Annotated in this window: 19 protein-coding genes; 7 read left to right on the top strand and 12 right to left on the bottom strand. The window is 68.0% G+C overall.

What is annotated here, in order from left to right:
- Window positions 1-187: 187 nt before the first annotated feature.
- From ACUYM2_RS04225 to ACUYM2_RS04200, 6 genes are all read right to left on the bottom strand, one after another.
- Window positions 188-1,552: an MFS transporter gene (locus ACUYM2_RS04225; RefSeq protein WP_481598938.1), complete on the bottom strand. Its 1,365-nt coding sequence runs from the start codon at window positions 1,550-1,552 to the stop codon at window positions 188-190.
- Between the two features lie 111 nt (window positions 1,553-1,663).
- Complete coding sequence (locus ACUYM2_RS04220; RefSeq protein ID WP_481598937.1) at window positions 1,664-2,431, bottom strand: amino acid ABC transporter ATP-binding protein; 768 nt, start codon at window positions 2,429-2,431, stop codon at window positions 1,664-1,666.
- Window positions 2,428-3,474: an amino acid ABC transporter permease gene (locus ACUYM2_RS04215; protein ID WP_481598936.1), complete on the bottom strand. Its 1,047-nt coding sequence runs from the start codon at window positions 3,472-3,474 to the stop codon at window positions 2,428-2,430. Before ACUYM2_RS04215 ends, ACUYM2_RS04220 begins: the two co-directional genes overlap by 4 nt.
- 30 nt (window positions 3,475-3,504) lie before the next feature.
- Complete coding sequence (locus ACUYM2_RS04210) at window positions 3,505-4,407, bottom strand: ABC transporter substrate-binding protein (protein ID WP_346960383.1); 903 nt, start codon at window positions 4,405-4,407, stop codon at window positions 3,505-3,507.
- Between the two features lie 80 nt (window positions 4,408-4,487).
- The gene (locus ACUYM2_RS04205) at window positions 4,488-5,759 is read right to left on the bottom strand and encodes an alpha-hydroxy acid oxidase (protein WP_481598935.1); all 1,272 of its coding nucleotides are present in this window, start codon (window positions 5,757-5,759) and stop codon (window positions 4,488-4,490) included.
- A gap of 46 nt (window positions 5,760-5,805) precedes the next feature.
- Window positions 5,806-6,141 (bottom strand): cupin domain-containing protein, encoded by a 336-nt coding sequence (locus ACUYM2_RS04200; RefSeq protein WP_481598934.1) that lies wholly within the window; start codon window positions 6,139-6,141, stop codon window positions 5,806-5,808.
- 248 nt (window positions 6,142-6,389) lie between these two features.
- On the opposite strand from ACUYM2_RS04200, the gene ACUYM2_RS04195 reads away from it, so the two are divergent.
- Entirely contained in the window at window positions 6,390-8,108 is a 1,719-nt protein-coding gene (locus tag ACUYM2_RS04195) for a RecQ family ATP-dependent DNA helicase (RefSeq protein WP_481601398.1), read from the top strand.
- 16 nt (window positions 8,109-8,124) lie between these two features.
- Here ACUYM2_RS04195 and ACUYM2_RS04190 read toward each other — a convergent pair whose 3' ends face one another.
- Entirely contained in the window at window positions 8,125-8,442 is a 318-nt protein-coding gene (locus ACUYM2_RS04190) for an acylphosphatase (RefSeq protein ID WP_481598933.1), read from the bottom strand.
- 156 nt (window positions 8,443-8,598) lie between these two features.
- Here ACUYM2_RS04190 and ACUYM2_RS04185 point away from each other — a divergent pair, with 156 nt between their 5' ends.
- Entirely contained in the window at window positions 8,599-8,865 is a 267-nt protein-coding gene (locus ACUYM2_RS04185) for a YegP family protein (protein WP_481598932.1), read from the top strand.
- Window positions 8,866-8,949: 84 nt separating this feature from the next.
- Here ACUYM2_RS04185 and ACUYM2_RS04180 read toward each other — a convergent pair whose 3' ends face one another.
- Both ACUYM2_RS04180 and ACUYM2_RS04175 read right to left on the bottom strand, forming a co-directional pair.
- On the bottom strand, window positions 8,950-9,684 hold the full coding sequence (locus ACUYM2_RS04180; RefSeq protein ID WP_481598931.1) for a hypothetical protein: 735 nt from the start codon (window positions 9,682-9,684) through the stop codon (window positions 8,950-8,952).
- A gap of 7 nt (window positions 9,685-9,691) precedes the next feature.
- The gene (locus ACUYM2_RS04175; RefSeq protein ID WP_481598930.1) at window positions 9,692-10,417 is read right to left on the bottom strand and encodes a hypothetical protein; all 726 of its coding nucleotides are present in this window, start codon (window positions 10,415-10,417) and stop codon (window positions 9,692-9,694) included.
- A gap of 199 nt (window positions 10,418-10,616) precedes the next feature.
- On the opposite strand from ACUYM2_RS04175, the gene ACUYM2_RS04170 reads away from it, so the two are divergent.
- Window positions 10,617-11,852 (top strand): mechanosensitive ion channel family protein, encoded by a 1,236-nt coding sequence (locus ACUYM2_RS04170; protein WP_481598929.1) that lies wholly within the window; start codon window positions 10,617-10,619, stop codon window positions 11,850-11,852.
- Between the two features lie 391 nt (window positions 11,853-12,243).
- Here the strand turns inward: ACUYM2_RS04170 and ACUYM2_RS04165 are convergent, their stop codons facing one another.
- Complete coding sequence (locus ACUYM2_RS04165; RefSeq protein ID WP_481598928.1) at window positions 12,244-13,134, bottom strand: pullulanase X25 domain-containing protein; 891 nt, start codon at window positions 13,132-13,134, stop codon at window positions 12,244-12,246.
- Window positions 13,135-13,270: 136 nt separating this feature from the next.
- Window positions 13,271-14,137 carry a DUF1295 domain-containing protein gene (locus tag ACUYM2_RS04160; protein WP_481598927.1) on the bottom strand — a complete coding sequence of 289 codons (867 nt, stop codon included), beginning with the start codon at window positions 14,135-14,137 and terminating at the stop codon, window positions 13,271-13,273.
- A gap of 159 nt (window positions 14,138-14,296) precedes the next feature.
- Between ACUYM2_RS04160 and ACUYM2_RS04155 the strand changes: the two genes are divergently transcribed.
- Both ACUYM2_RS04155 and ACUYM2_RS04150 read left to right on the top strand, forming a co-directional pair.
- On the top strand, window positions 14,297-14,737 hold the full coding sequence (locus tag ACUYM2_RS04155; protein ID WP_481598926.1) for a DUF2177 family protein: 441 nt from the start codon (window positions 14,297-14,299) through the stop codon (window positions 14,735-14,737).
- Window positions 14,738-14,822: 85 nt separating this feature from the next.
- Complete coding sequence (locus tag ACUYM2_RS04150) at window positions 14,823-15,797, top strand: aldo/keto reductase (RefSeq protein ID WP_481598925.1); 975 nt, start codon at window positions 14,823-14,825, stop codon at window positions 15,795-15,797.
- 78 nt (window positions 15,798-15,875) lie between these two features.
- On the opposite strand, the gene ACUYM2_RS04145 is transcribed toward ACUYM2_RS04150, so the two are convergent.
- Window positions 15,876-16,976: an adenosine deaminase gene (locus tag ACUYM2_RS04145; RefSeq protein ID WP_481598924.1), complete on the bottom strand. Its 1,101-nt coding sequence runs from the start codon at window positions 16,974-16,976 to the stop codon at window positions 15,876-15,878.
- A gap of 48 nt (window positions 16,977-17,024) precedes the next feature.
- On the opposite strand from ACUYM2_RS04145, the gene uvrA reads away from it, so the two are divergent.
- On the top strand, window positions 17,025-19,598 hold the full coding sequence (gene uvrA / locus ACUYM2_RS04140) for an excinuclease ABC subunit UvrA (protein WP_481598923.1): 2,574 nt from the start codon (window positions 17,025-17,027) through the stop codon (window positions 19,596-19,598).
- A 276-nt stretch (window positions 19,599-19,874) separates the two neighbouring features.
- Window positions 19,875-20,555, top strand: a complete 681-nt coding sequence (locus ACUYM2_RS04135; RefSeq protein ID WP_481598922.1) for a transglycosylase family protein — start codon at window positions 19,875-19,877, stop codon at window positions 20,553-20,555.
- Window position 20,556 lies beyond the last annotated feature (1 nt).

The following is a 20,556-nucleotide window of genomic DNA, read 5'->3' as shown; positions in this document are numbered from 1 at the left end:
TAGGGCTGGCTGTCGCCGTCAAAATATAGTTTGTTCGATAATAGAACTTGGTGTTCTATTATCGAACCACTAAGTTGACTATAGGCGTCCCGAAGGTGCTCAGGCAAATTTTTTGTGGCTCTGCTCACACATAGGCTTAAGGCGGCACGGGCGTCAAGGATGGTCGGGCGTGCCCGGCCCGCCCGTCCTAGGCTGGCCGGCGCTCCCGCCAGAGCAGCGAGACGACAAACACCACCGCGCCGAGGCCGAGCATGACAAAGACCATCAACCCCCAGTTCGCCTGGGTGACCCCGGTGCCGTAGAAGATGCCGATCAGCACGGTCGCGGTGATGGCGCCGAGGTAGCGGCAGGTCTGGTAGATCCCGGCGGCCACGCCGCGCTCCTCCAGCCGGGTGGACAGGTACATGCCCTGGCTCGAGGCGATGCTGACCACGCAGTACGGCACCCCCAGCAGCGCCGTCATCGCCAGCACCAGTGGCGCGGCGAGGGAAGCGGTGAGCAGCCACATGGTGCCGGACGCCGCGATCAGCAATACGACGCCGGCGATCAGCACCCGCCGCACGCCGAACCTGTCGATGGCGCGGACCGCGAAGGGCGTCCCGACCACCGAGATGGCGGCGAGCGGCAGCATCAGCAGGCCCACGATTCCCGGGTCGTAGCCGCCGGCGGTCTGCAGCAGCTGCGGCAGGCCGAAAAAGGCGAAGTAGTACACGCCGCTGAAGAGCGCGAAACCCAGGTACACCAGCAGCAGCGGCCGGTTCCGGCCCAGCAGCCGCAGGTCCAGGAACGGCGGGCTGAACCTCAGCTCCCGTACCGCGAACAGCACGGCGAGCAGCAGTCCGCCGCCCAGCAGCCACCACCGGTAGCCGGGCAGCACGTTCAGCAGCGCCATCATCACCAGCACCAGCGCGCCGATGAACGCCCCGATGCCCGGCAGGTCCGAGTCGCGGAGCAGCTCGACCACCCGGCCGCGTTCGCGCCGCTGGTCCGCGGGGGCGAAGCGGCGAACGATCAGGATCGAGGCCACGGCGAGCGGAACGTTGATCAGGAACAGCGCCTGCCAGCCCACCAGGCTCACCAGCAGGCCGCCCACCACGGGGCCGACGGCCGCGGCGGAGGTGTTGGCCATCTGGATCCGGCCCAGCGGCCGGGTGGAGGGCACCTTGGCCTGCTTGGCCAGCGCCGCGACCATGACGACGGCGCTGGGATACGCGGACGCGGTACCGAGCGCCATGAAGGCCCGGGCCACGCACAGCAGCGCGAAGTTCGGCGCAAACGGGGCGAACGCGCAGGTCACGGCCACGAGGACCATGCCCAGCAGGAACAGCCGGCGCGGGCCGAAGCGGTCCGCGAACCTGCCCATCAGCGGCTGGCCCGCCGCCGAGGTGAGGTAGAACGAGGTGACCACCCAGGTGACGGTGGCGACGTCGAGCGAGAAATCCGCGCGGAGCACCACCAGGGCGACGGCGATCATCGAGGAGTTCAAAGGGTTCAGCGCCGTGCCGAGGCTGAGTCCTGCGATGGCCAAACCGGTCCGGGGAGAGTTGCTCACGGCAACAGTCTGTCCTACGGCGCGGGCCGAATCGAACTCTCCGGCGTTACCTGCCCGGCTGACGCGTCACACAATGCGGCGGCTACCGGCCCTACTGACCGGGCTGACGTGTCAGAGGACCTTGGAAAGGAACGCCTTGGTCCGGTCGTGCTGCGGGTCGCTGAGGAGCTGCCGGGGAGGTCCGGCTTCCACCACCACACCTTCATCCATAAAGACCAGGGTGTCCGCGACTTCCCGGGCGAACCCCATCTCGTGGGTCACGACGATCATGGTCATGCCGCTCTTGGCCAGCCCCTTCATGACGTCCAGGACCTCGCCCACCAGCTCCGGGTCCAGGGCGCTGGTCGGTTCGTCGAAGAGCATCAGTTTCGGGTCCATGGCCAGGGCCCGGGCGATGGCCACCCGCTGCTGTTGGCCGCCGGACAGGTGCGCGGGGTAGGCGTCGCCCTTGTCCTCCAGCCCCACACGCTCCAGCAGTTCCATGGCCCTGGCCGTCGCCGCTGCCTTGGACTGTTTTTTCACCCGCATGGGCGCAAGGGTGATGTTTTCCAACGCGGTGAGATGCGGGAACAGGTTGAACCTTTGGAAGACCATTCCGATGTCCTGCCGTTGGTGCGCTGCTTCACTGAGCTTGAGCTCGTAGAGCTTGTCGCCCTTTTGACGGTAGCCAACCAGCTGGCCCTCCACCGACAGCCTGCCGCCGTCGACGCGCTCCAGGTGGTTGATGCAGCGCAGGAAGGTCGATTTGCCTGAGCCGCTGGGGCCCACGATGCAGAGCACCTCGCCGCGGTCCACTTCCAGGCTGATCCCGCGCAGCACCTTGTTGGAGCCAAAGTTCTTGGAGACCTTTTCCGCCAGGACCATGGGCACGCCGGTCATCCTTTTCCTCCGAAGTCGTTGCCGGCCGGGGCGGCAGGCGCCCCTGGAGCAGCTGGCGCGCCGGGTCCCGTTGACGCCACCGGCCCGGGCTCCGCGGGTCCCTTGCTGGTCTTCATCCGTCCGGTCCCGCGCGAGAACCGCTTTTCAATGAAGTGTTGGCCGACCATCAGCACCGAGGTGAAGAACAGGTACCAGAGGGACGCGACGATCAGCAGCGGCACCGGAGTGAACGTCACCGCGGAGATGCCCCGGGAGACGCCGTAGAGGTCAATGCTCAACGGGATCGCGGCAACCAGGGAGGTGGTCTTGAGCATCGAGATGACTTCGTTGCCGGTGGGCGGAATGATGATTTTCATCGCCTGCGGAACCACGACATACCGCATCGTCTGCCCCCAGGACATGGCCAACGCCGTCGAAGCCTCGGCCTGGCCCTCGTCCACGGACAGCAGGCCGGCGCGCACAATCTCGGACATGTAGGACGCCTCGTTCAGGCCCAGTCCGATGACGGCGGTGATGAAAAGGTTGGTGAAGACCTCGTTCGGGATGGTGACCCACGGCGTCATGAACGGAATCCCCAGGGTGAACACCGGATAGATCAGCGACACGATGCCCCAGAACACCAGCTGGACGTAGACGGGCGTGCCCCGGAAAATCCAGATGTAGAGCCACGCGATGCTCTTCAGCACCGGGTTCGGGGAGAGCCGCATGATGGCCAGCAGGAGCCCGATGACGATCGCGCCGATCATCGCGTAGATGGTCAGCCACAACGTCACCCAGGCGGCCTGGCTGATCCGGCGGTCGAAAATGTACTTGCCCACATCCGCCCAGCCGTAGTCCGGCCGCTGGGCGGCGTCGAGCACAAACACCGCCAGGCCCAGCACCAAGAGCACGGCGATCACGTTCCGCCAGGGGTGGCGCAGCGGGATCGCGACAATCGCCTCCGCCGGGGCGTCGTCCGGCTCCCCGCTTGCCCCGGCCCGCGGCTTGCTGGCCGGCCGCGCTTTGCCGGCGGGCAGCGGCTTGGCCGGGTCCGAGTCAGTCATCCTGTCGGGTTCCCGCTCGCTCATCTGATGTCACCCTTTGGCGGCCACGTTGAGTTCGGCCGTCTTGATGCCGCCGGCTTCCACTCCCCACTTGGCCAGGATCTTGGTGTAGGAACCGTCGTCGATCAGTGACTGGAGCGCCTTCTGCAGGACCGGGGTGAAGGCGCTGCCCTTGGCCACCGGGATCCCGTACGGTGCCACCTCGAACGCGTCACCGGCGGTCTGCAGCTTGTCCTTGGTCTTGGAGATCGCATACAGGGTGACGGGCGAATCGGCGCTCATCGCGTCCACCTGCCCCACCACCAGGGCGTTCGTCGCCTGATCCTGCGCGTCGTAGCGGAAAATAGTGATGGCCGGCTTCCCGGCATCGGTGCAGGCCTTCGACTTGGCCGGGACCTCGTGGGTGTCCTCGTAGGTGGTGGCCTGGACAGCGACCTTGAGTCCGCAGGCGTTCTTGGGATCCACGGTCTTGCCCTTGGGCGCGGCCCACTGAATACCGGCGGAATAGTAGTTCACGAAATCCACCTGCTTTTCGCGTTCCACGGTGTCGGTAAAGGAGGACATCCCCATGTCGTCCTTGCCCGCCCTGACCGCCGGAAGGATGTTATCGAAGGTGCCAATATCGAAATTGACCTTCAGCCCCATCACTTTGCCCAGCGCATTGGTGAGATCCACGGACCAGCCGGCCGGGGCGCCGTTATCGTCCTTGAACTCGTTGGGCGGGTAATTGTTGGCCATGCCGACATTGAGCACGCCGGCGTTCTTGATTTTCTCCGGCAGGGCCGCAGCGATGGCGTCGTTCTTTTTCACGTCGACGGCGTCGGAGCTCGCGTTCGCTCCACCGGTGGCGGCGGGTTCGCTGTTGTTGACACAGCCGGAAAGGGAGAGCGCTGTAGCGATCGTGAGAACGGGAAAAAGGTATCGAGTACGCATGGTTTCCTTAGCTGTTCAGGGATTCGTTGGCCTCCCGCGGCGCTGCGGGAGAACTTTGGGTGCCTGCTGGATCAGAGTGATCACTTTGTGTCGCCTGACGACGTCGATTCAAGGATGACCCCGGAATAACGAATGTCCCGGAGAATTTCTCCACCCCGGGCTTTCAACTCGGGAATGCTGGAAACGCCTACTAACGTCATGGTACGCCGGAGTTCATCCGCGAGGATCTCGATGATGCGTCCGACGCCGGGCGACCCCGCGGCGACCAAGCCGTAGAGGTAGGCGCGGCCAATGGAGCACGCGTCGGCGCCCAGCGCGAGGGCTTTAAGGATGTCGCTGCCCCGGCGGATGCCGGAATCCACGTAGATCTCGATCGAGTCCCCCACGCGCTGCCGCGATTCCTGCAGGACGTCCATGGGGCTGAGCATGTGGTCGAGCTGGCGTCCGCCGTGGTTGCTCAGCTGAACGGCGTCCAGGCCGATCCGCGCGGCCTTCGCGACGTCGGCCGGATTAACGCAGCCTTTGAGGACGATCTTTCCCTGCCACGCCTGCCGCAGGGCCTCCAGTTCTTTCCATCCGCTGGTCGCATCCGAGTGGCCAAGGATGTGCTGCCACATGGCGGGCGTGATCACGGACGTGGCGGCGGCACTGCGGGGGTCCAGGTTGGGGAAACTGATGCCGTCCGATTTCAGGAAGTTGATCCACCAGGACGGACGCCGGGCGATGTCGGCGACGGTCGACAGCGTCAACGCGGGAGGCGCGGTGAAGCCGTTGTGCAGATCCCGCTCCCGGGAGCCCAGCGCGCGCGTATCGACGCCGACAATAAGCGTGGTGAAGCCCGCGGCGTCGCAGCGGGCCAGCTTGTCCTTCAGCGCCTGCGCGTCGGAGGTGAGGCCGAAATTAAACCAGCGGTCAAGGTTCGGCTGGCGCTCGGCAATCTTTTCCATCGACACGGTACTCAGCCCGGCCAGCCCGTACGGAATCCGCGCCCGCTCTGCTGCCGCGGCGACGGCCAACTCACCCTCGGGATGGAACAGCCGCGTGGCCCCGGTGGGGGTCAGGGTGAGCGGCAGGGCGCTTTCCTTCCCCAGCACGGCGGTGGCCGTGTCGGGCCCGAACACCGGGCCCCAGCTGGGCATCAGCGCCCAGGCGTCAAAGACGGCGCGGTTGCGGCGCAGCGTCACTTCGTCCTCGGACCCGCCGTCGAGGTAGTCGAAAATCCCGGCGGGCAGCACTTTCTGCGCCGCCTTCCGGTACTCCTCGACGTTGAAGGCGTTGGCCAGCACCCGGCGCTGGCGCGACAAGACGGGGGCCTTGATCTGGATGAGCTGCCTGGCTTCGCTGACTTTCAAGGAGGGCCTTCCCGTTGCGGGCGTGCGTTGTGGTTCAGAGGCCTGGTCAGCCCTTGACCTTCGCTACCGTCATCAGGATCGCCGAGTCCTCTTCGGCCACCAGGCTGTGCAGCCCGTCCGGCACGATCAGCAGGTCGCCGGCCTTGCCCTGCCAGGATTCGTCCCCGGCCTGCAGCCGCACGCAGCCGCGGATCACATAGACCGTCGCCTCTCCGGGGTTCTGGTGCTCGCTCAGCTGGGTCCCGGCCTTGAATGCCATCACGGTCTGCCGGAGGACCTTCTCGTGCCCGCCGTAGGCGGTGTCTGCTGCCCGGCCGCTGGGGGCCGCGAGCGCCGCCGTGACCTGCTGACGGGCCAGGGCCTCGATCGATATCTTCTGCATGCGGTCACGGTAGCGGGTTTATCCGCCGGCGCCGAGGGTCTTTGGCCCTGCCGGTGCCCCTGGCCCATCCACCGGTGGGCTGCCAGGCTGGGCCTGCCGCCGCAGGCGTCCGGGAGGGAGAGGCGCTAGGCTGGAGAGGCGGCTGAAGCAGACGGCCCACCGATCGTCCCAGCGGAGCAACAATCATGACAAAGGCCACCGCAGCCCATCCTGCCAACGACCACACCCAGGCTCCCGCCGAGACGGTGATGATCGAGCCGGTCGACGCCGGCACGACCGCCGGGACTGAGAAGGGCCTCCGCCGGCTCGCCGCGGACTCGTTCGGTCTTCCGAACCTTCGCGAAGGCCAGCTCGACGGTATGCGCGCCCTGGCCTCGGGCCGGGACGTTCTTGCGGTCATGCCCACCGGTTACGGAAAATCCGCCATCTATCAGGTGCCCGCGCTGCTGATGCACCGCGAGAGCAGGCGTCCCACCGTGGTCGTGTCCCCGCTGATCTCGTTGCAGGAAGACCAGCTGGACCGGCTGTCCGCTGCCGCCGGGCCGCAAACGGCGGCGGCCATCAACTCTTCCCACGGGCCGGCGGAGCAGGAGCGTGCCTGGCGGGCGGCGGAGAGCGGCGAAATCGCCTTCTTGTTCTTGGCGCCGGAGCAATTGGCCAAGGACAGTACGGTTGAGCGGCTGGCCGCCTTGGACATTGCCCTCTTCGTCGTTGACGAGGCCCACTGCGTCACCTCCTGGGGGCACGACTTCCGTCCGGATTACCTCCGGCTCGGCGAAGTCCGCGAGCGGCTCGGCCACCCCACGACGGCGGCGCTCACCGCCACCGCTGCTCCCCCGGTCCGCGAGGAGATCCTGGAGCGCCTGGGGATGAGAGACCCGCTGGTGCTGGTCCGCGGCTTCGACCGGCCCAACATCAGCCTTGACGTGATCCGGCACCACGAAGACAAGGACAAGCGCCGCGCCGTCGTCGGCCAGGCTGCCGAACTCGCCGCCGGGCTGCACGGTCCGGGGCTGGTCTATGCGGCCAAGCGCAAGGACACGGAGAAGTACGCCGAAAAGCTGGTGCGAAAGGGCCTCCGGGCTACCGCGTACCACGCCGGTATGGCAGCTGCGGATCGTGCCTCCGTCCACGAACGTTTCCTCGACGGTGAGCTGGACGTCGTCGTCGCGACCACCGCGTTCGGGATGGGGATCGATAAGCCGGACGTGCGGTTCGTCCTCCATGCGGACATTCCCGAGTCCCTCGACAGCTACTACCAGCAGTTCGGCCGCGCCGGTCGCGACGGGGAGCCCGCCGTCGCCGTATTGCACTACCGCTCGGAGGATCTGGGGCTGCGCCGGTTCTTTACCGCGCACGCCCCGGATGAAGCATCGTTGCGGGTGGTGCTGGCGGTCCTGCAGGCGGCGCCCGGGCCGCTGCGGCGCAAACTCCTGGCCGCGCAGACGGGCATGCCGCCGCGCCGGCTCACCGGCCTGCTGAACCAGCTGCAGGACACCGGGGCCGTCACCGCGGACTCGGACGGAATCCGGCTGGACGACGTGTCGGACCCGAACCGCGTGGTCGCGTGCGCGGTCGAACTCGGCGAGGCACGCGGGCGGGTGGACCAGTCCCGGGTGGAGATGATGCGCGGGTACGCCGAGACGCGCCGCTGCCGGCGGCAGTTCCTGCTGGGTTATTTCGGCGAGAACCTTCCGCAGCCTTGCGGCAATTGCGACAACTGCACCTCCAGATCCGCCGCGGAGGACGCGACTGCCGCTGGGAACGCCGGAGCGGGCGCCCAGGAGATCTCCGGCGACGGCGGCTTCCCGCTCAACGCGGCGGTGACCCACACCGAGTGGGGGCCGGGCATCATCATGCAGAACGACGACGACGTCCTCACCGTCTTGTTCGAGAATGAGGGTTACAGGACGCTGTCCCTGAAAGCCGTCCAAGAGCGCGGCCTGCTCACCCTGGCTGGGGACTAGACCCGGCCTGGGGTGGTCAGTACACCACTTGGAAGTCCCTGAACTCCCCAGTGGCGTTCGACAGGGATTCGTTGACGTGGTCCACCCGTCCCGGCGCCTCCGGCGAGCGCAGCCAGCTGCGGAACTGCAGCACCACCGCCTGCGGCCCCTCGACGACGACGCCGACGGTGCCGTCGTCGTTGTTCCGCACGGTGCCGCGCAGGGCAAGTTCTTCGGCCTTGCGCACGGTCCAGTACCGGAAGCCGACCGCCTGCACCATGCCCTGCACCGTGGCCGTCAACCGCACGTCAGCTCCCGCATCCACTGCCTCCGCACCATCTGCAAAATCAGCCATGCCTCCAATGTAATCCCGGTCCAGTGCCGCCCACATCCGGGACCTTTGCCCCTTTCAGCCCCGTCGCGGGCCAAGGAAGGTGGAAGAAGACCTCCGGCACAGGACCCTCAGCGGACACCCCGCGGCGCCCGCCGGAACGCCTGAAAGGAAAAGACAATGGCAGGACAATTCGAAATCTTCACCGACGCAGAATCGAACGTCCGGTTCCGGCTGCTGGGGGCTGACGGCACAGTGCTCGCTGTCTCAAAAGCCTTCGAGGACAAGCGTTCCGCGGCCGATGGCATCATGGCTGTGCGCGAGTGCGCCGGCACCGGGCTGATCCGGGAGACGCATTCAACCCCCTGGGGCGGCACCACCTGGACCAAGAGCAGCACTGCCGCCCGCCCCCACAGCCACCAGCGGCGGCACTTCCCGGCCGTGTAAGTTCCATGGGTAAAATCCGTTTGCCCCGCCTCGCCGAGGTGCCGTACCCAGTGTCACCGGGGAACGCGCCGCGGCGGGGTGCGGCTAGCCCGGCGCCTTCGCCGGCCGCAGCGACGTGATCATCTTCCGGATTAATGGGTACTCCGGCGTGGCCGCGTAGCGCTTGGCTTTCTCCAGGTAGGGCAATCCCGCCGGGCCTGGAGTCAGATTATTGGCAGGGACATAGGTGGCGCCGAACAGTGCCCCGCTGGGCGGCCACAAGAAGAGATGGAACATCGGGCAGGCAAGCGGGCCGGTCTCTTCGGGCATCATGGTGATGCCGTACGCGGCCGTGGTGTTCGGCGTGGGTCCCGGTCCGGTGCCGTCACCGCGGGATTCAAAGACGTAGCGGGGCATTCCCCGGTCGGCGCTGCCCGGTTCCACCAGGGCCTGGAGCGGTTCTGAATCGTAAACCTGGTATGGATACTGCTCGGTGCACTCCGCGCCGGTGACGATGTTGGTACGCAGTTCGGCCATCGGCTTCCCGGCCGCGTTCGTAACATCCACGAAGGCCCCACCCAGATCACCGCCCGGATCCCGGGCGGTCCAGTCCGGCGGATAGTCGAAGGACAGCCCGTCCGACGTCGTAAACGTCTGCCAGCCCGACGGCGCTGCTTCCGACGGCGTGCCGGTCCCGGCGCTTATGCTGCCCGACGGGTCGCTTGCGGAGGGCGTGCCCTGTCCCTGCGGCCCCTCCTGCTTCGCGGCCGGGGCAGCGCAGCCGCCGAGCAGCAGGAGCAGACCCAGCGCGGTACCCGCCGCCTGCCCAGCACGTGCCACCGGCAGGCTACTTCCCTGCCGGCCGGAGGGACATCATCGCTTGCTTGATGTACTTGTACTCGGTGGTGTCCTTGTACACCTCGGGAGTGTCCACGTGCATCGGCTTGCCGGGGGTGGTGTCGAACGGGTCGTAGATGCCGCCAAAGGACGCCGAGCGTGGCGGCCAGGGGAAGACGTGCGAGATGGGACAGGCCTCGGTCCCGGTCGGTTCGGGCGCCGCAGTGATGCCGTAGGCGAAGGTATTGGGCTTTGACGGATCCGCCGCGGTGGCGTTGACCCGGGCCTCATAAGTGAACCTGGGAGTCGTCCCGGATTGCGCCAAAGCCGGAATCGGCGCCGAGTCGTAGACCATGAACTGGGACTTCGTGGTGCACGCCGGGCCCGGCCCGACCTGCGTCCGCAGCCGCGCCATCGTTTTGCCGTAGTCGCTCACCAGCGCGGCCGCGCCGTCGACCTCCTTGACCGACCAGGTGGCCGGGTAGTCAAAGGTCAGGGTCCCGTCCGACGTCGTATACGACTTCCAGCCCGCCGGTGCCGTCGTCGTGGAACTGGGGGCGGTGGTGCTGGAGGGAGACGGCGATGCGGCCGTCGGCGAGGCGCTCGCCGTGGCGGACGCCGTCGCACCCGGCGCGGTGGTGGCCGGGGCCGCCGCGGGCGAGCCGCACGCGGACAAGAAAAGCGCCGCGCAGAACGCGGCGGAACTGGCTGTGCCCAATGACACCCTATGGCTCATGTCACCCTCCCCCTCAGATGCAAGTGGTGGCACTATTCTGGGGCTTTGCGCCGCGGATCCTAGGGACTTAGGTCCCGAATCGGTCCCCGGTAAGGCCCCGGCAGGGCGCGGTTACGGCAAGCGAGCCTTGGGGTGACCAGACCCACGTTGACATTCCACCGATTTCAGTTGATCAGCGAAGCTTGCTAGACCTTGAAGGATGCAAGACTTTCTGACCTCCGCCATGCCCTTCCTCGCCGTGGCCCTCGCCGTCGCCGCCGGCCTGATCGCCTCCTGGCTGGTGCGCCGGGTGGTCCTCCAGCTCAACCGCAAGCAGGAAGCCCTCCGTGAGACCTCGCGGGTGGCGCGGCTGCCGCTGCGCTTCGCGTTGTGCCTGATCGCAGTCCGGATTGCGCTGGCCCTGACCACCGACGACGCCGAATGGCGCCGCAACGTGGACCACGCCCTGCTGATCGCGCTGATCGGGTCCGTGGCTTGGCTGGCAATCGCGGTGCTGCTGATCATCGAGACCATGCTCCTGACCCGCTACCGGGTGGACGTGGCGGACAACCGGCGTGCCCGGCGGCTCCGCACGCAGGTGATCCTGGCCCGGCGGATCGGTGTCGCGCTGATCGCGATCGTGGCGCTGGGCAGCATCATGCTGACGTTCCCCGCCATCCAGGCCCTCGGCGCGGGGCTGCTGGCCTCCGCCGGCGTGATCTCGATAGTCGCCGGCCTCGCGGCGCAGACCTCCCTGGTGAACGTCTTCGCCGGCATCCAGCTGGCTTTCACCGACGCGATCCGGGTGGACGACGTGGTGGTGGTGCAGAAGGAATGGGGCCGGATCGAGGAGATCACGCTGACCTACGTGGTGGTCCACATCTGGGACGACCGCCGGCTGATCCTGCCGTCCACGTACTTCACCACCACCCCGTTCGAGAACTGGACGCGCCGCCAGTCCGAGGTGATGGGCACCGTGGAGTTCGACCTTGACTGGCGCGCACCGGTGGAAGCCATGCGGGCCGAGCTGAAGAAGGTCCTCGCCACCACCGAACTGTGGGACAAGCGCGTCGGCATCCTGCAGATCACCGACGCGACGGCGGGCTTTGTCCGGGTGCGCATCCTGGTCAGCGCCGGGGACAGCGCCTCGCTCTTTGACCTGCGCTGCCTGATCCGCGAAGAGCTGGTGCTCTTCCTGCAGCAGGAATACCCGACGGCGCTGCCGCACGTCCGGCTCGAATCCATGCCGTCCACCGCGGACCCGGCCCGGCCCGCGGCCCGGCGCCCGGGCAAGCTTTCCGCGGCCGACGAGACCGCCGCGCGGCTGCCCTCCGACCCGCACGACTCGCAGCTCTTCACCGGCTCGATCGAGGCCGTGCAGCGCTCCCGCGCCTTCTCCGGCCCCGGCGAGGACGTGTTCGAGGACCGGGACAAGTCGATCGCGGCGCAGAACTAGGCACGCTCTTCCCTGCCAGCCTTCCTTCTCCGGTGTGACGGGTCGATAATCGGAGCCATGACCATTCCACCAGCGCCCGAGCCGTCCCCGTTCCCGCCCGAGCCCGGTCCGACGTCGCCGGAGCCGCAGCCCGGCGATCCGTTCCCGCCGGATCCGGGCCCCGTTCCGCCGCCGGGGCCGGGTCCCGCGCCAACACCAAGCCCGCAGCCCGGACCGGCGCCTGGTCCGTTGCCGATCCCTGATCCGGGCCCGGTTCCGCCGCCGCCCGTTCTGCCGACACCGGACCCGACGAGGTTCTGAACACACAGCGGCGCGCAAATGACCCTGCGCCACCGGAATTCCGGTGGCGCAGGGTCATTTGCGCGCCGACAGGCTGTTTGGGTATCGGAGCCTAGTCGATAACGATGTCGCGGGTCCGGTGGTCGTAATGGATGACGAGCAGGCCGCCGCGGTGGTGTACCTCGTGGTTGGCGCCGTCGAAGTGCCCGAACGCGCCGTAGTTTTCCTCCCAGGAGCGGTTAATCGCGATCTTGAAGCTGTAGGAACCTGCCGGGAGTTCCGCGGCGATCTTCCAAAGCTGGTCCACCGCGTCCAGCTGCATCTGGGCCTCGTCGTACTGCGGGGCCCAGTTGGCGGGCGCGCCGAGCAGGACGTTGAAATCGCCGGCGACGGCCACGGCTTCGGGCTGCTCGATGGTCTCAGGTGCGGCGGGGGCGGCGGCCGTGGGGGCTACGGCGGCGGGTGCCTCGGCAGCAGCAGCGGACTTGTCTGCCGACTTGCGCTTCCGGACCGCCTTGGCGACCGGAGCCACGGCCTCTTCGACCAGCTTGGCAGCCTTGTCGGCCACCTTTTCCGCGACCTTGACGGCCTTCGGGGCCTCCTTGGGTGCCGGCTTCCCGGTTGCTGCCCCAGCGGGGGCCGCCGGAAGCGGGGTGTCGGCCGGAACCGGGGTACCGGCGTCGAGCGCTGCCGTGAAGGCTGCGGGGTCGGCGAAGGCGACCGTGGCGCGCTGGCCGTCCTCGGTGATGGTCCAGCCGGAACGGCCCTTGACCAGCCAGCCGGCCTTGACCAGCTTGGCCGTCGCGCTGGTGAGCGTCTTATGGCCGCGGGGGATGCCGCCGCTGAGCAGCTCACGCTCATGATCATTGAGCGGCACCCGTGCGATGGCCTCGCCCAGCACGACGCCGGCGTTCAGTTTTTCGCCCGACCAGACCCCCTCGGCCAGGACGTCCAGCACAGCCTTAAGCCGAAGGTTCGTGTTTTCCGCAGCGTTCGCGCCCATGGGTCTCCTTTAGAAGCAATTGATCCACCTGCATTTTGCCAAGGTTCGGCGGCTATGGCGACCGGACCGGGTTAACTCCCGGTGTCGTGACCCACTATGACGGCCCGGAAGGCCGCCGCCGGGCCCAGTTCCACGGTTACAGCCGGGGAATCAGCACCGGGGTGTTCTTCTTGTAGGCCTCATAGTCAGCCTGGCCGCCCCATTTGGTGTCGGCCTTCTTCTCAAGATGCGGCACGCCACTGACCTTGGTGATCAACAGGGCCACGAACACCGGGGAAATGAGGGCAATCCACTGCCACCCCTGCAATACGGGCAAGGCAATGATGGCGACACCGATCCAGAGCAGGATTTCGCCAAAGTAGTTCGGGTGCCGGGACTTAGCCCACAAACCTGTCGAAATGAACTTCCCCTTGTTGGCGGGGTCCGCACTGAACCGGGACTTCTGGGAGTCAGCCAAAACCTCGCAGCCGAAGCCCGCCACCCAGACCAGGAGCCCGGCCACCGCGTAGCCATCCAGCGCGACCTGGTGCGCCGACGTCATTGCCACCCAGGCGGCGGCAGCGGTGAATGCCACCCAAATGCCCTGCATGGTCCACACGCTGAGGAAGCGGACGAAGGAGGGCTTGATGTCGTCGAAGCGGTCATCCTTGCCGGCCCGGCTGATCCGCCGAAACAGAAACGTACCCAGGCGGGCCGCCCAGACAAGCACCAAGCCCGCGAGCAACAATCCCCGCGCGCCGATGCCCGGGGTGAGCAGAACGAGCAGCAGCGTGACGGCGATATAGGTCAGCGACCCGGTCAGGTCATAGAACTTCTCCGTCTGCGCCAGGAACGCCGGGATGAACGCCAGCCACTGGATCAGGAAGGCGGCCCCGACGGCCAGCGCGAAGACGGGAATCCCGCCGGCCACGGCGCCGCCCTGGCTGCCGGCAACCGCCAGAACGGCCCCAACCAGGACGACGACGGGAATGGCGGCAAGGGCTTTGCGGTCAGAGTCTTGCATCGTGATGTTCCTTTCACAGGCGTCGCCGGAAGCTGGCGCGCAAGCCGGGTTCGTTCCCCGCCACCACCAGTATTGTTCACTGCCCGAAAAACGCGGCTCTGACGGGCCGCCGCCTATACTTCGGGGAACGCCCGCACATTGCTGACACGAGGAGCCACCATGACCGGTCCTACCAAAAAGTGGCTGCTCGCCTACGCGGTGGCCGCCGTCATCTTCGCCGGCATCGACGCCCTTTGGATCAGCACGGTGGCGAACCAGCAGTACCGCAGCCAGATCGGACACCTGCTCCCCGCCAGCTTCAACCTTCCGGGCGCCGTGCTGTTCTATGTCATCTACGTCGTGGGCATCGTGCACTACGGCGTCCGGCCCAATGACCCCGGCGCCAGGCTGCGGAGCCGGGTGGCCGGAGCGGCCCTGTTCGGTTTCTTCACTTACGCCACTTGGGCGCTGACCGCGTTCGCCATCCTCAAGGACTTCCCGGCCGTGGTGGCTGTGACCGACATCCTGTGGGGAACCGCGGTGTGTGCGGCCGTCACCGCCCTCACCGCCGTGACCCTGCGGCTGGGGAAAACCGTTGCCCGCGGCAAGCAAGCTGGCTAGAGTGGGTTGACCGCCGCCTCCCCCGGTCCCACGGGTCTGGAGGCCGATCCGCGGCATCCCATCCCCTCTGGTTCAGGAGATCCCCATGGAATCACGTACCCTCGGCTCCCTCACCGTCTCGGCCCTCGGCCTTGGCTGCATGGGCATGAGCGAGTTTTACGGCCAGGGCGACGAGCAGGAGTCCGTCGCCACCATCCATGCCTTCCTCGACGCTGGCGGAACGCTGCTGGACACCGCCGACATGTACGGCCCGTTCACCAACGAGTTGCTCGTGGGCCGTGCGATCGCCGGCCGCCGCGACGACGTCGTGCTGGCCACCAAGTTCGGCAACGAGCGCCGCGAGGACGGATCGTGGGTGGGCATCAACGGCAAGCCCGAGTACGTCCGCGCCGCGTGCGACGCGAGCCTGCAGCGCCTCGGCGTCGACCACATCGACCTGTACTACCAGCACCGGGTGGACAAGACCGTGCCAATCGAGGAGACCGTCGGCGCCATGGCCGAGCTGGTCCAGGCCGGCAAAGTCAGGCATCTGGGACTCTCCGAAGCCAGCGCCGACACGGTCCGCCGTGCCCACGCCGTGCACCCCATCGCCGCCCTGCAGACCGAGTACTCGCTGTGGGAGCGCGAGCCGGAGACCAAGATCTTCCCGGTGCTCGCCGAACTCGGCATCGGCTTTGTCCCGTACAGCCCGCTGGGCCGCGGCTTCCTCACCGGCCAGCTGCGCAGCGAGGACGACTTTGCCGAGGACGACTTCCGCCGCCACTCGCCCCGCTTCCAGGGCGAGAACTTCACCCGCAACCTGGCACTCGTGGACCGGGTGACGGAACTCGCCACCGAGAAGGGCTGCACCCCGGCGCAGCTGGCCCTCGCCTGGCTGCTGGCCCAGGGCGAACACATCGTGCCGATCCCCGGGACTAAGAAGCGCGAACGGTTGCGCGAGAACCTGGGCGCCGTCGACGTCGTGCTCTCCGCGGACGACCTCGCCCGGCTGGACGAGCTGGCTCCCGCCGGCGTCGCGGCCGGCGCGCGCTACCCGAACATGGGCACCATCGACGTCTAAGCCCCACCCGCCGTTGCCCTATCAGTTATGGCTGCTATCCCGCCGGGTTAGCAGCCATAGGTGATAGGGCAACGGGGGTTAGCGGCCGGAGGCGGCCAGGTCGGCCAGCAGCTCGGCCTTGCGTTCCTCGCTCGCGAAGGAGGACCGGATGGAGTTGGCAGCCAGGCGCACGCAGTCGAACTCGGAGAGCCCGATCACGGACTTGAGCTGGGCGAAGTTGTCATCCACGTACCCGCCGAAGTAGGCCGGGTCGTCCGAGTTCACGCTGACATTGAGCCCGGCCGCCAGCATGCCCGGCAGCGGGTGCTCGGCCAGCGTGTCGACCGCGCGGAGCCGGACGTTGGAGAGCGGGCAGACGGTCAGCGGCATCAGTTCGTTAACCAGGCGCTCCACCAGTTCCGGGTCCTCCATACAGCGGATACCGTGATCGATCCGCTCCACGCCCAGCAGGTCCAGTGCCTCGATGATGTACGACGGCGGGCCCTCCTCCCCTGCGTGCGCGATCCGCCGCAGCCCGGCGTCCTTGGCCCGGGCGAAGAGCCGTTCGAACTTCGACGGCGGGTTGCCCACCTCCGCCGAGTCCAGGCCGATCCCGGCGATCGGGGCCTTCATCGCCAGCAGCTGGTCCAGCACCTCCAGCGCCGATTCCTCGGACAGGTCCCGAAGGAACGCGGCGATGAGCAGGGTCGAGACGCCGAACTCCTGCTGCGAGGTGGCCAGCACGGAGGCCACGCCATTGACGCAGGTCGCCAAGGAGACCCCGCGGGACAGGTGCGCCTGCGGGTCCAGCATGATCTCGGCGTGCCGCACCCCGGCCGCCGCGGCGCGCGAAAGGTACCCGCGGGTCATGTCGGCGAAGTCCTGCTCTGTCTGCAGCACGGCCATATTCGCGTAATACAGGTCCAGGAATGACTGCAGGTCCGTGAACTCGTACCGGGCGCGCAGCTCGTCCAGGTCCGCGTAGGGCAGTGTGATTCCGTTGCGCTCCGCGAGCGCGAAGATCAGTTCCGGCTCCAGCGTGCCCTCGATGTGCAGGTGCAGCTCGGCGGTCGGCAGTGCCGCGTGGACTCCTTCGGGCACCTCGGCGAACTCCGGGACGCCCTCAGCCTGTGGCTCAGCGTCCTGCTCCGCCTTCTGCTCTGCCTGCGGCGCGTCGGGGCCGCCGTCGTAAGTTTCCATTCGGTAAGGATATGCCCGCTGGAAGCAAGGACGGATAGAGTCGAACAGATGCACAATACACAGCAGGCTTCCGATCCCGCCGGCCTGGCGCCGGACCACTCCACGGACGGCTTCGTCCGGGTCCGAGGCGCGCGGGAAAACAACCTGCGCAACGTGGACGTGGACGTGCCCCGTGACGCGATCGTCGCCTTCACCGGCGTCTCCGGCTCCGGCAAGTCCTCCCTGGCCTTCGGCACCATCTACGCCGAGGCCCAGCGCCGCTACTTCGAATCCGTGGCGCCCTACGCCCGGCGCCTGATCCAGCAGGGCCACAATCCGAAGGTGGAGCTGATCACCGGCCTGCCGCCCGCCGTCGCTCTCCAGCAGCGCCGCGGCACCCCCAGCTCCCGGTCCACCGTGGGCACGGTCACCACCTTGTCCAACTCGCTGCGCATGCTCTTCTCCCGCGCCGGCAGCTATCCCGACGGCGCGGCGCCACTGGACTCGGACGCTTTCTCCCCCAACACCGCGGCCGGCGCCTGCCCGGAGTGCCACGGCCTTGGCATCGCGCACACGGTCAGCGAATCCTCCCTGGTCCCGGACACGTCACTGAGCATCCGCGACGGCGCGATCGCCGCCTGGCCCGGCGCCTGGCAGGGGAAGAACCTGCGCGACATCCTCACCCACCTGGGCTACGACGTCGACACCCCCTGGCGGAAGCTGCCCAAGAAAGACCGCGACTGGATCCTCTTCACTGAGGAGCAACCCGTGGTGGAGGTGACGCCGCAGCGCGACCGCGTCGCCAAGCCGTACAAGGGCCGCTTCTGGAGCGCGAGGAGCTACGTCCTGCACACCCTCGCCGATTCCAAGAGCACCACCATGCGCGAGAAGGTCCTGCGCTTCATGGAGTCCGGCCCGTGCCCGCGCTGCGGCGGCAGCGGGCTGCGGCCCGAGGCGCTCGCCGTGACGTTCGCGGGGAAGACCATCGCCGAGCTAAACGCGGTGCCGATGACCGAACTGGCCGCGATTATCCGCCCCACCACCGAGCTCACGTCCGCGGGGACGGCCTCGCGCAAACAGTCTTCTGGCGAGTCCAACGAGGTGGCCGTCGCCATCACCCGCGACCTGTTGCAGCGCGTCACCGTGCTCCTGGACCTCGGCTTGGGCTACCTCGCCCTGGGCCGCTCCACCCCCACGCTCTCCCCCGGCGAGATGCAGCGCCTGAGGATCGCCACCCAGCTGCGTTCCGGTCTGTTCGGCGTCATTTACGTGCTCGACGAGCCCTCCGCCGGCCTGCACCCGGCCGACGCCGAACCCCTGCTCGCGGTGCTGGACCAGCTGAAATCCTCCGGCAACTCGGTGTTCGTCGTCGAGCACAACATGGACGTGGTGCGCCGCGCCGACTGGCTGGTGGACGTGGGTCCGCGCGCCGGCGAGGGCGGCGGCGAGGTGCTTTACAGCGGCCCGGTGGCCGGACTCGCCGAGGTGGAAGCCTCCGTCACGCGGCCGTACCTGTTCCCGGAGAGCGCCGGGGCCGGTGACGGGGACGGCACTGCGCCCGGAGCCCGCTCCCGGGCCGGGGTACGCCGGGAGGCGGCCGGTTGGCTGGAACTGCGCGACATCAGCCGCCACAACCTGCAAGACCTCGACGCGAATTTCCCGCTCGGTGTGCTGACCGCCGTCACCGGCGTTTCCGGCTCGGGCAAGTCGACGCTGGTCAGCCAGGTCCTCGCCGAGGTGGCCAACACCTGGCTGCACCCCGACTCCGACGCCGCGGTCACCCCGGAAGACGCGGCCGACGACGCCGGGGAGCCCACCGCTCCGCTGAGCGTGGGTCCGGTGTCAGGGCTGGAGCAGATCGACCGGCTCGTGAAGGTGGACCAGAAGCCGATCGGCCGCACCCCGCGGTCCAACCTGGCCACCTACACCGGGTTGTTCGACGCCGTCCGCAAGGAGTTCGCTGCCACGGACGAGGCCAAGGCCCGGGGCTTCGGCGCCGGACGCTTCTCGTTCAACGTGGCCGGCGGACGCTGCGAAACCTGCCAGGGTGAGGGCTTTGTGGCCGTGGAACTGCTCTTCCTGCCCGGCAGCTACGGCCCGTGCCCGGAATGCCACGGCTCCCGCTACAACCCCGAAACCCTGGAGGTCAGCTACCGCGGCAAGAACGTGGCAGACGTGCTGGGCATGACGGTCAACACGGCCGCCGATTTCCTCACCGACGTCCCCGCCGCCGCACGCGCCCTGCAGACCCTGCGCGAGGTGGGCCTGGGCTACCTCCGGCTGGGCCAGCCCGCCACCGAACTCTCCGGCGGCGAAGCCCAGCGGATCAAGCTCGCCACCGAACTGCAGCGTGCCCAGCGCGGCCACTCGCTCTACCTGCTGGATGAACCCACCACCGGGCTGCACCCGGCCGACGTCGAACTCCTGATGGCGCAGTTGCACCGGCTGGTGGACGCCGGCAACACCGTGGTGGTCGTGGAGCACGAGATGGATGTGGTGGCCGCCGCGGACTGGGTCATCGATCTGGGCCCTGCCGGAGGCGACGCCGGCGGCAAGATTATCGCCGCTGGCGAACCCGCCGTCGTCGCGCGCTCCAAGAAGAGCCGCACCGCTCCCTACCTGGCGGCGGTGCTGGGCGGCTGAGCGTTGGGCCAGGGCGGGCCTCGACGCGCTCCTCCGGGCCCGCAGGGCCGGACCCCGGGGCTGCAGGGCAAGCGCGCGGGCTTGCCCTGCAGCCCCGGGCTGTTCTACCGTGGTCGGACGCCCGCAATCGGGCGATTGCATGCCCGGTGCTGCCTCCACCATGAACTGCCCGACCGGCAGACACCGCAGATGACCTCTATTGTCAGGGGCGGGCAGTGGCGCGTTAACGTCCGGGGACGGACCGAGCGCCGGTGGCCCTCAGGAGCAGCTGAATCCATGAAGACTTCATCACTCACTACTGTCGCGCGCCGTGGAGCCACCCTGGCTGCCATCTCGGTCGCCGGCGTTGCCCTCTCCGCCACGGCAGCGACCGCGGCCACCCCCACCGCGACGACCACCTCCACCTGGGATGCCTTGGCCCAGTGCGAGAGCGGCGGCAACTGGGGCATCAATACCGGCAACGGCTTTTCCGGCGGGCTGCAGTTCACCCAGAGCACGTGGGCTGCCCACGGCGGCACAGGCTCGGCGGCCAACGCCAGCCGTGAACAGCAGATCGCCGTGGCCCAGAAAGTCCAGGCCAGTCAGGGCTGGGGCGCATGGCCTGCGTGCTCTGCCAAGCTGGGCCTGAGCGGCGGCGCAGCAGCGGCTCCGGCTTCTGTACCAGTAGCGCAGGCGCCGGTCCGGTCGGTTCCGGTGCAGCAGTCGATCCCGGTCCAGGCGGCACCCGTCCAGGCCGCACCCGTGCAGGCCGCACCTGTTCAGGCCGCACCGCGGCACGCCGCCCCGGTGGCCCTGAGCGGCGAGACTTACACGGTCAAGAGCGGCGACAGCCTGAGCAAGATCGCCGAGAAGCTCGACATCCACGGCGGCTGGCAGGCCCTGGCCGACGCCAATGCGGACAGCATCAGCGACCCGGACCTCGTGCTGGCGGGACAGGTCCTGCAGCTCCCCGCCTAAG

The sequence above is a fragment of the Arthrobacter sp. SD1074B genome (genome assembly GCF_056780195.1).
The sequence above is the reverse complement of the archived record's forward strand: the minus strand, read 5'-3'. Positions and strand labels throughout refer to the sequence as shown.

Coding starts and splice junctions, on each gene's coding strand:
- ACUYM2_RS04185 (WP_481598932.1), top strand. CDS start 8,599: ATGGCAGGACAATTCGAAATCTTCACCGACGCAGAATCGAACGTCCGG.
- ACUYM2_RS04150 (WP_481598925.1), top strand. CDS start 14,823: ATGGAATCACGTACCCTCGGCTCCCTCACCGTCTCGGCCCTCGGCCTT.
- ACUYM2_RS04170 (WP_481598929.1), top strand. CDS start 10,617: ATGCAAGACTTTCTGACCTCCGCCATGCCCTTCCTCGCCGTGGCCCTC.
- ACUYM2_RS04220 (WP_481598937.1), bottom strand. CDS start 2,431: ATGACCGGCGTGCCCATGGTCCTGGCGGAAAAGGTCTCCAAGAACTTT.
- ACUYM2_RS04155 (WP_481598926.1), top strand. CDS start 14,297: ATGACCGGTCCTACCAAAAAGTGGCTGCTCGCCTACGCGGTGGCCGCC.
- ACUYM2_RS04210 (WP_346960383.1), bottom strand. CDS start 4,407: ATGCGTACTCGATACCTTTTTCCCGTTCTCACGATCGCTACAGCGCTC.
- ACUYM2_RS04175 (WP_481598930.1), bottom strand. CDS start 10,417: ATGAGCCATAGGGTGTCATTGGGCACAGCCAGTTCCGCCGCGTTCTGC.
- ACUYM2_RS04195 (WP_481601398.1), top strand. CDS start 6,390: ATGATCGAGCCGGTCGACGCCGGCACGACCGCCGGGACTGAGAAGGGC.
- ACUYM2_RS04200 (WP_481598934.1), bottom strand. CDS start 6,141: ATGCAGAAGATATCGATCGAGGCCCTGGCCCGTCAGCAGGTCACGGCG.
- ACUYM2_RS04165 (WP_481598928.1), bottom strand. CDS start 13,134: ATGGGCGCGAACGCTGCGGAAAACACGAACCTTCGGCTTAAGGCTGTG.
- uvrA (WP_481598923.1), top strand. CDS start 17,025: ATGCACAATACACAGCAGGCTTCCGATCCCGCCGGCCTGGCGCCGGAC.
- ACUYM2_RS04160 (WP_481598927.1), bottom strand. CDS start 14,137: ATGCAAGACTCTGACCGCAAAGCCCTTGCCGCCATTCCCGTCGTCGTC.
- ACUYM2_RS04190 (WP_481598933.1), bottom strand. CDS start 8,442: ATGGCTGATTTTGCAGATGGTGCGGAGGCAGTGGATGCGGGAGCTGAC.
- ACUYM2_RS04215 (WP_481598936.1), bottom strand. CDS start 3,474: ATGACTGACTCGGACCCGGCCAAGCCGCTGCCCGCCGGCAAAGCGCGG.
- ACUYM2_RS04135 (WP_481598922.1), top strand. CDS start 19,875: ATGAAGACTTCATCACTCACTACTGTCGCGCGCCGTGGAGCCACCCTG.
- ACUYM2_RS04145 (WP_481598924.1), bottom strand. CDS start 16,976: ATGGAAACTTACGACGGCGGCCCCGACGCGCCGCAGGCAGAGCAGAAG.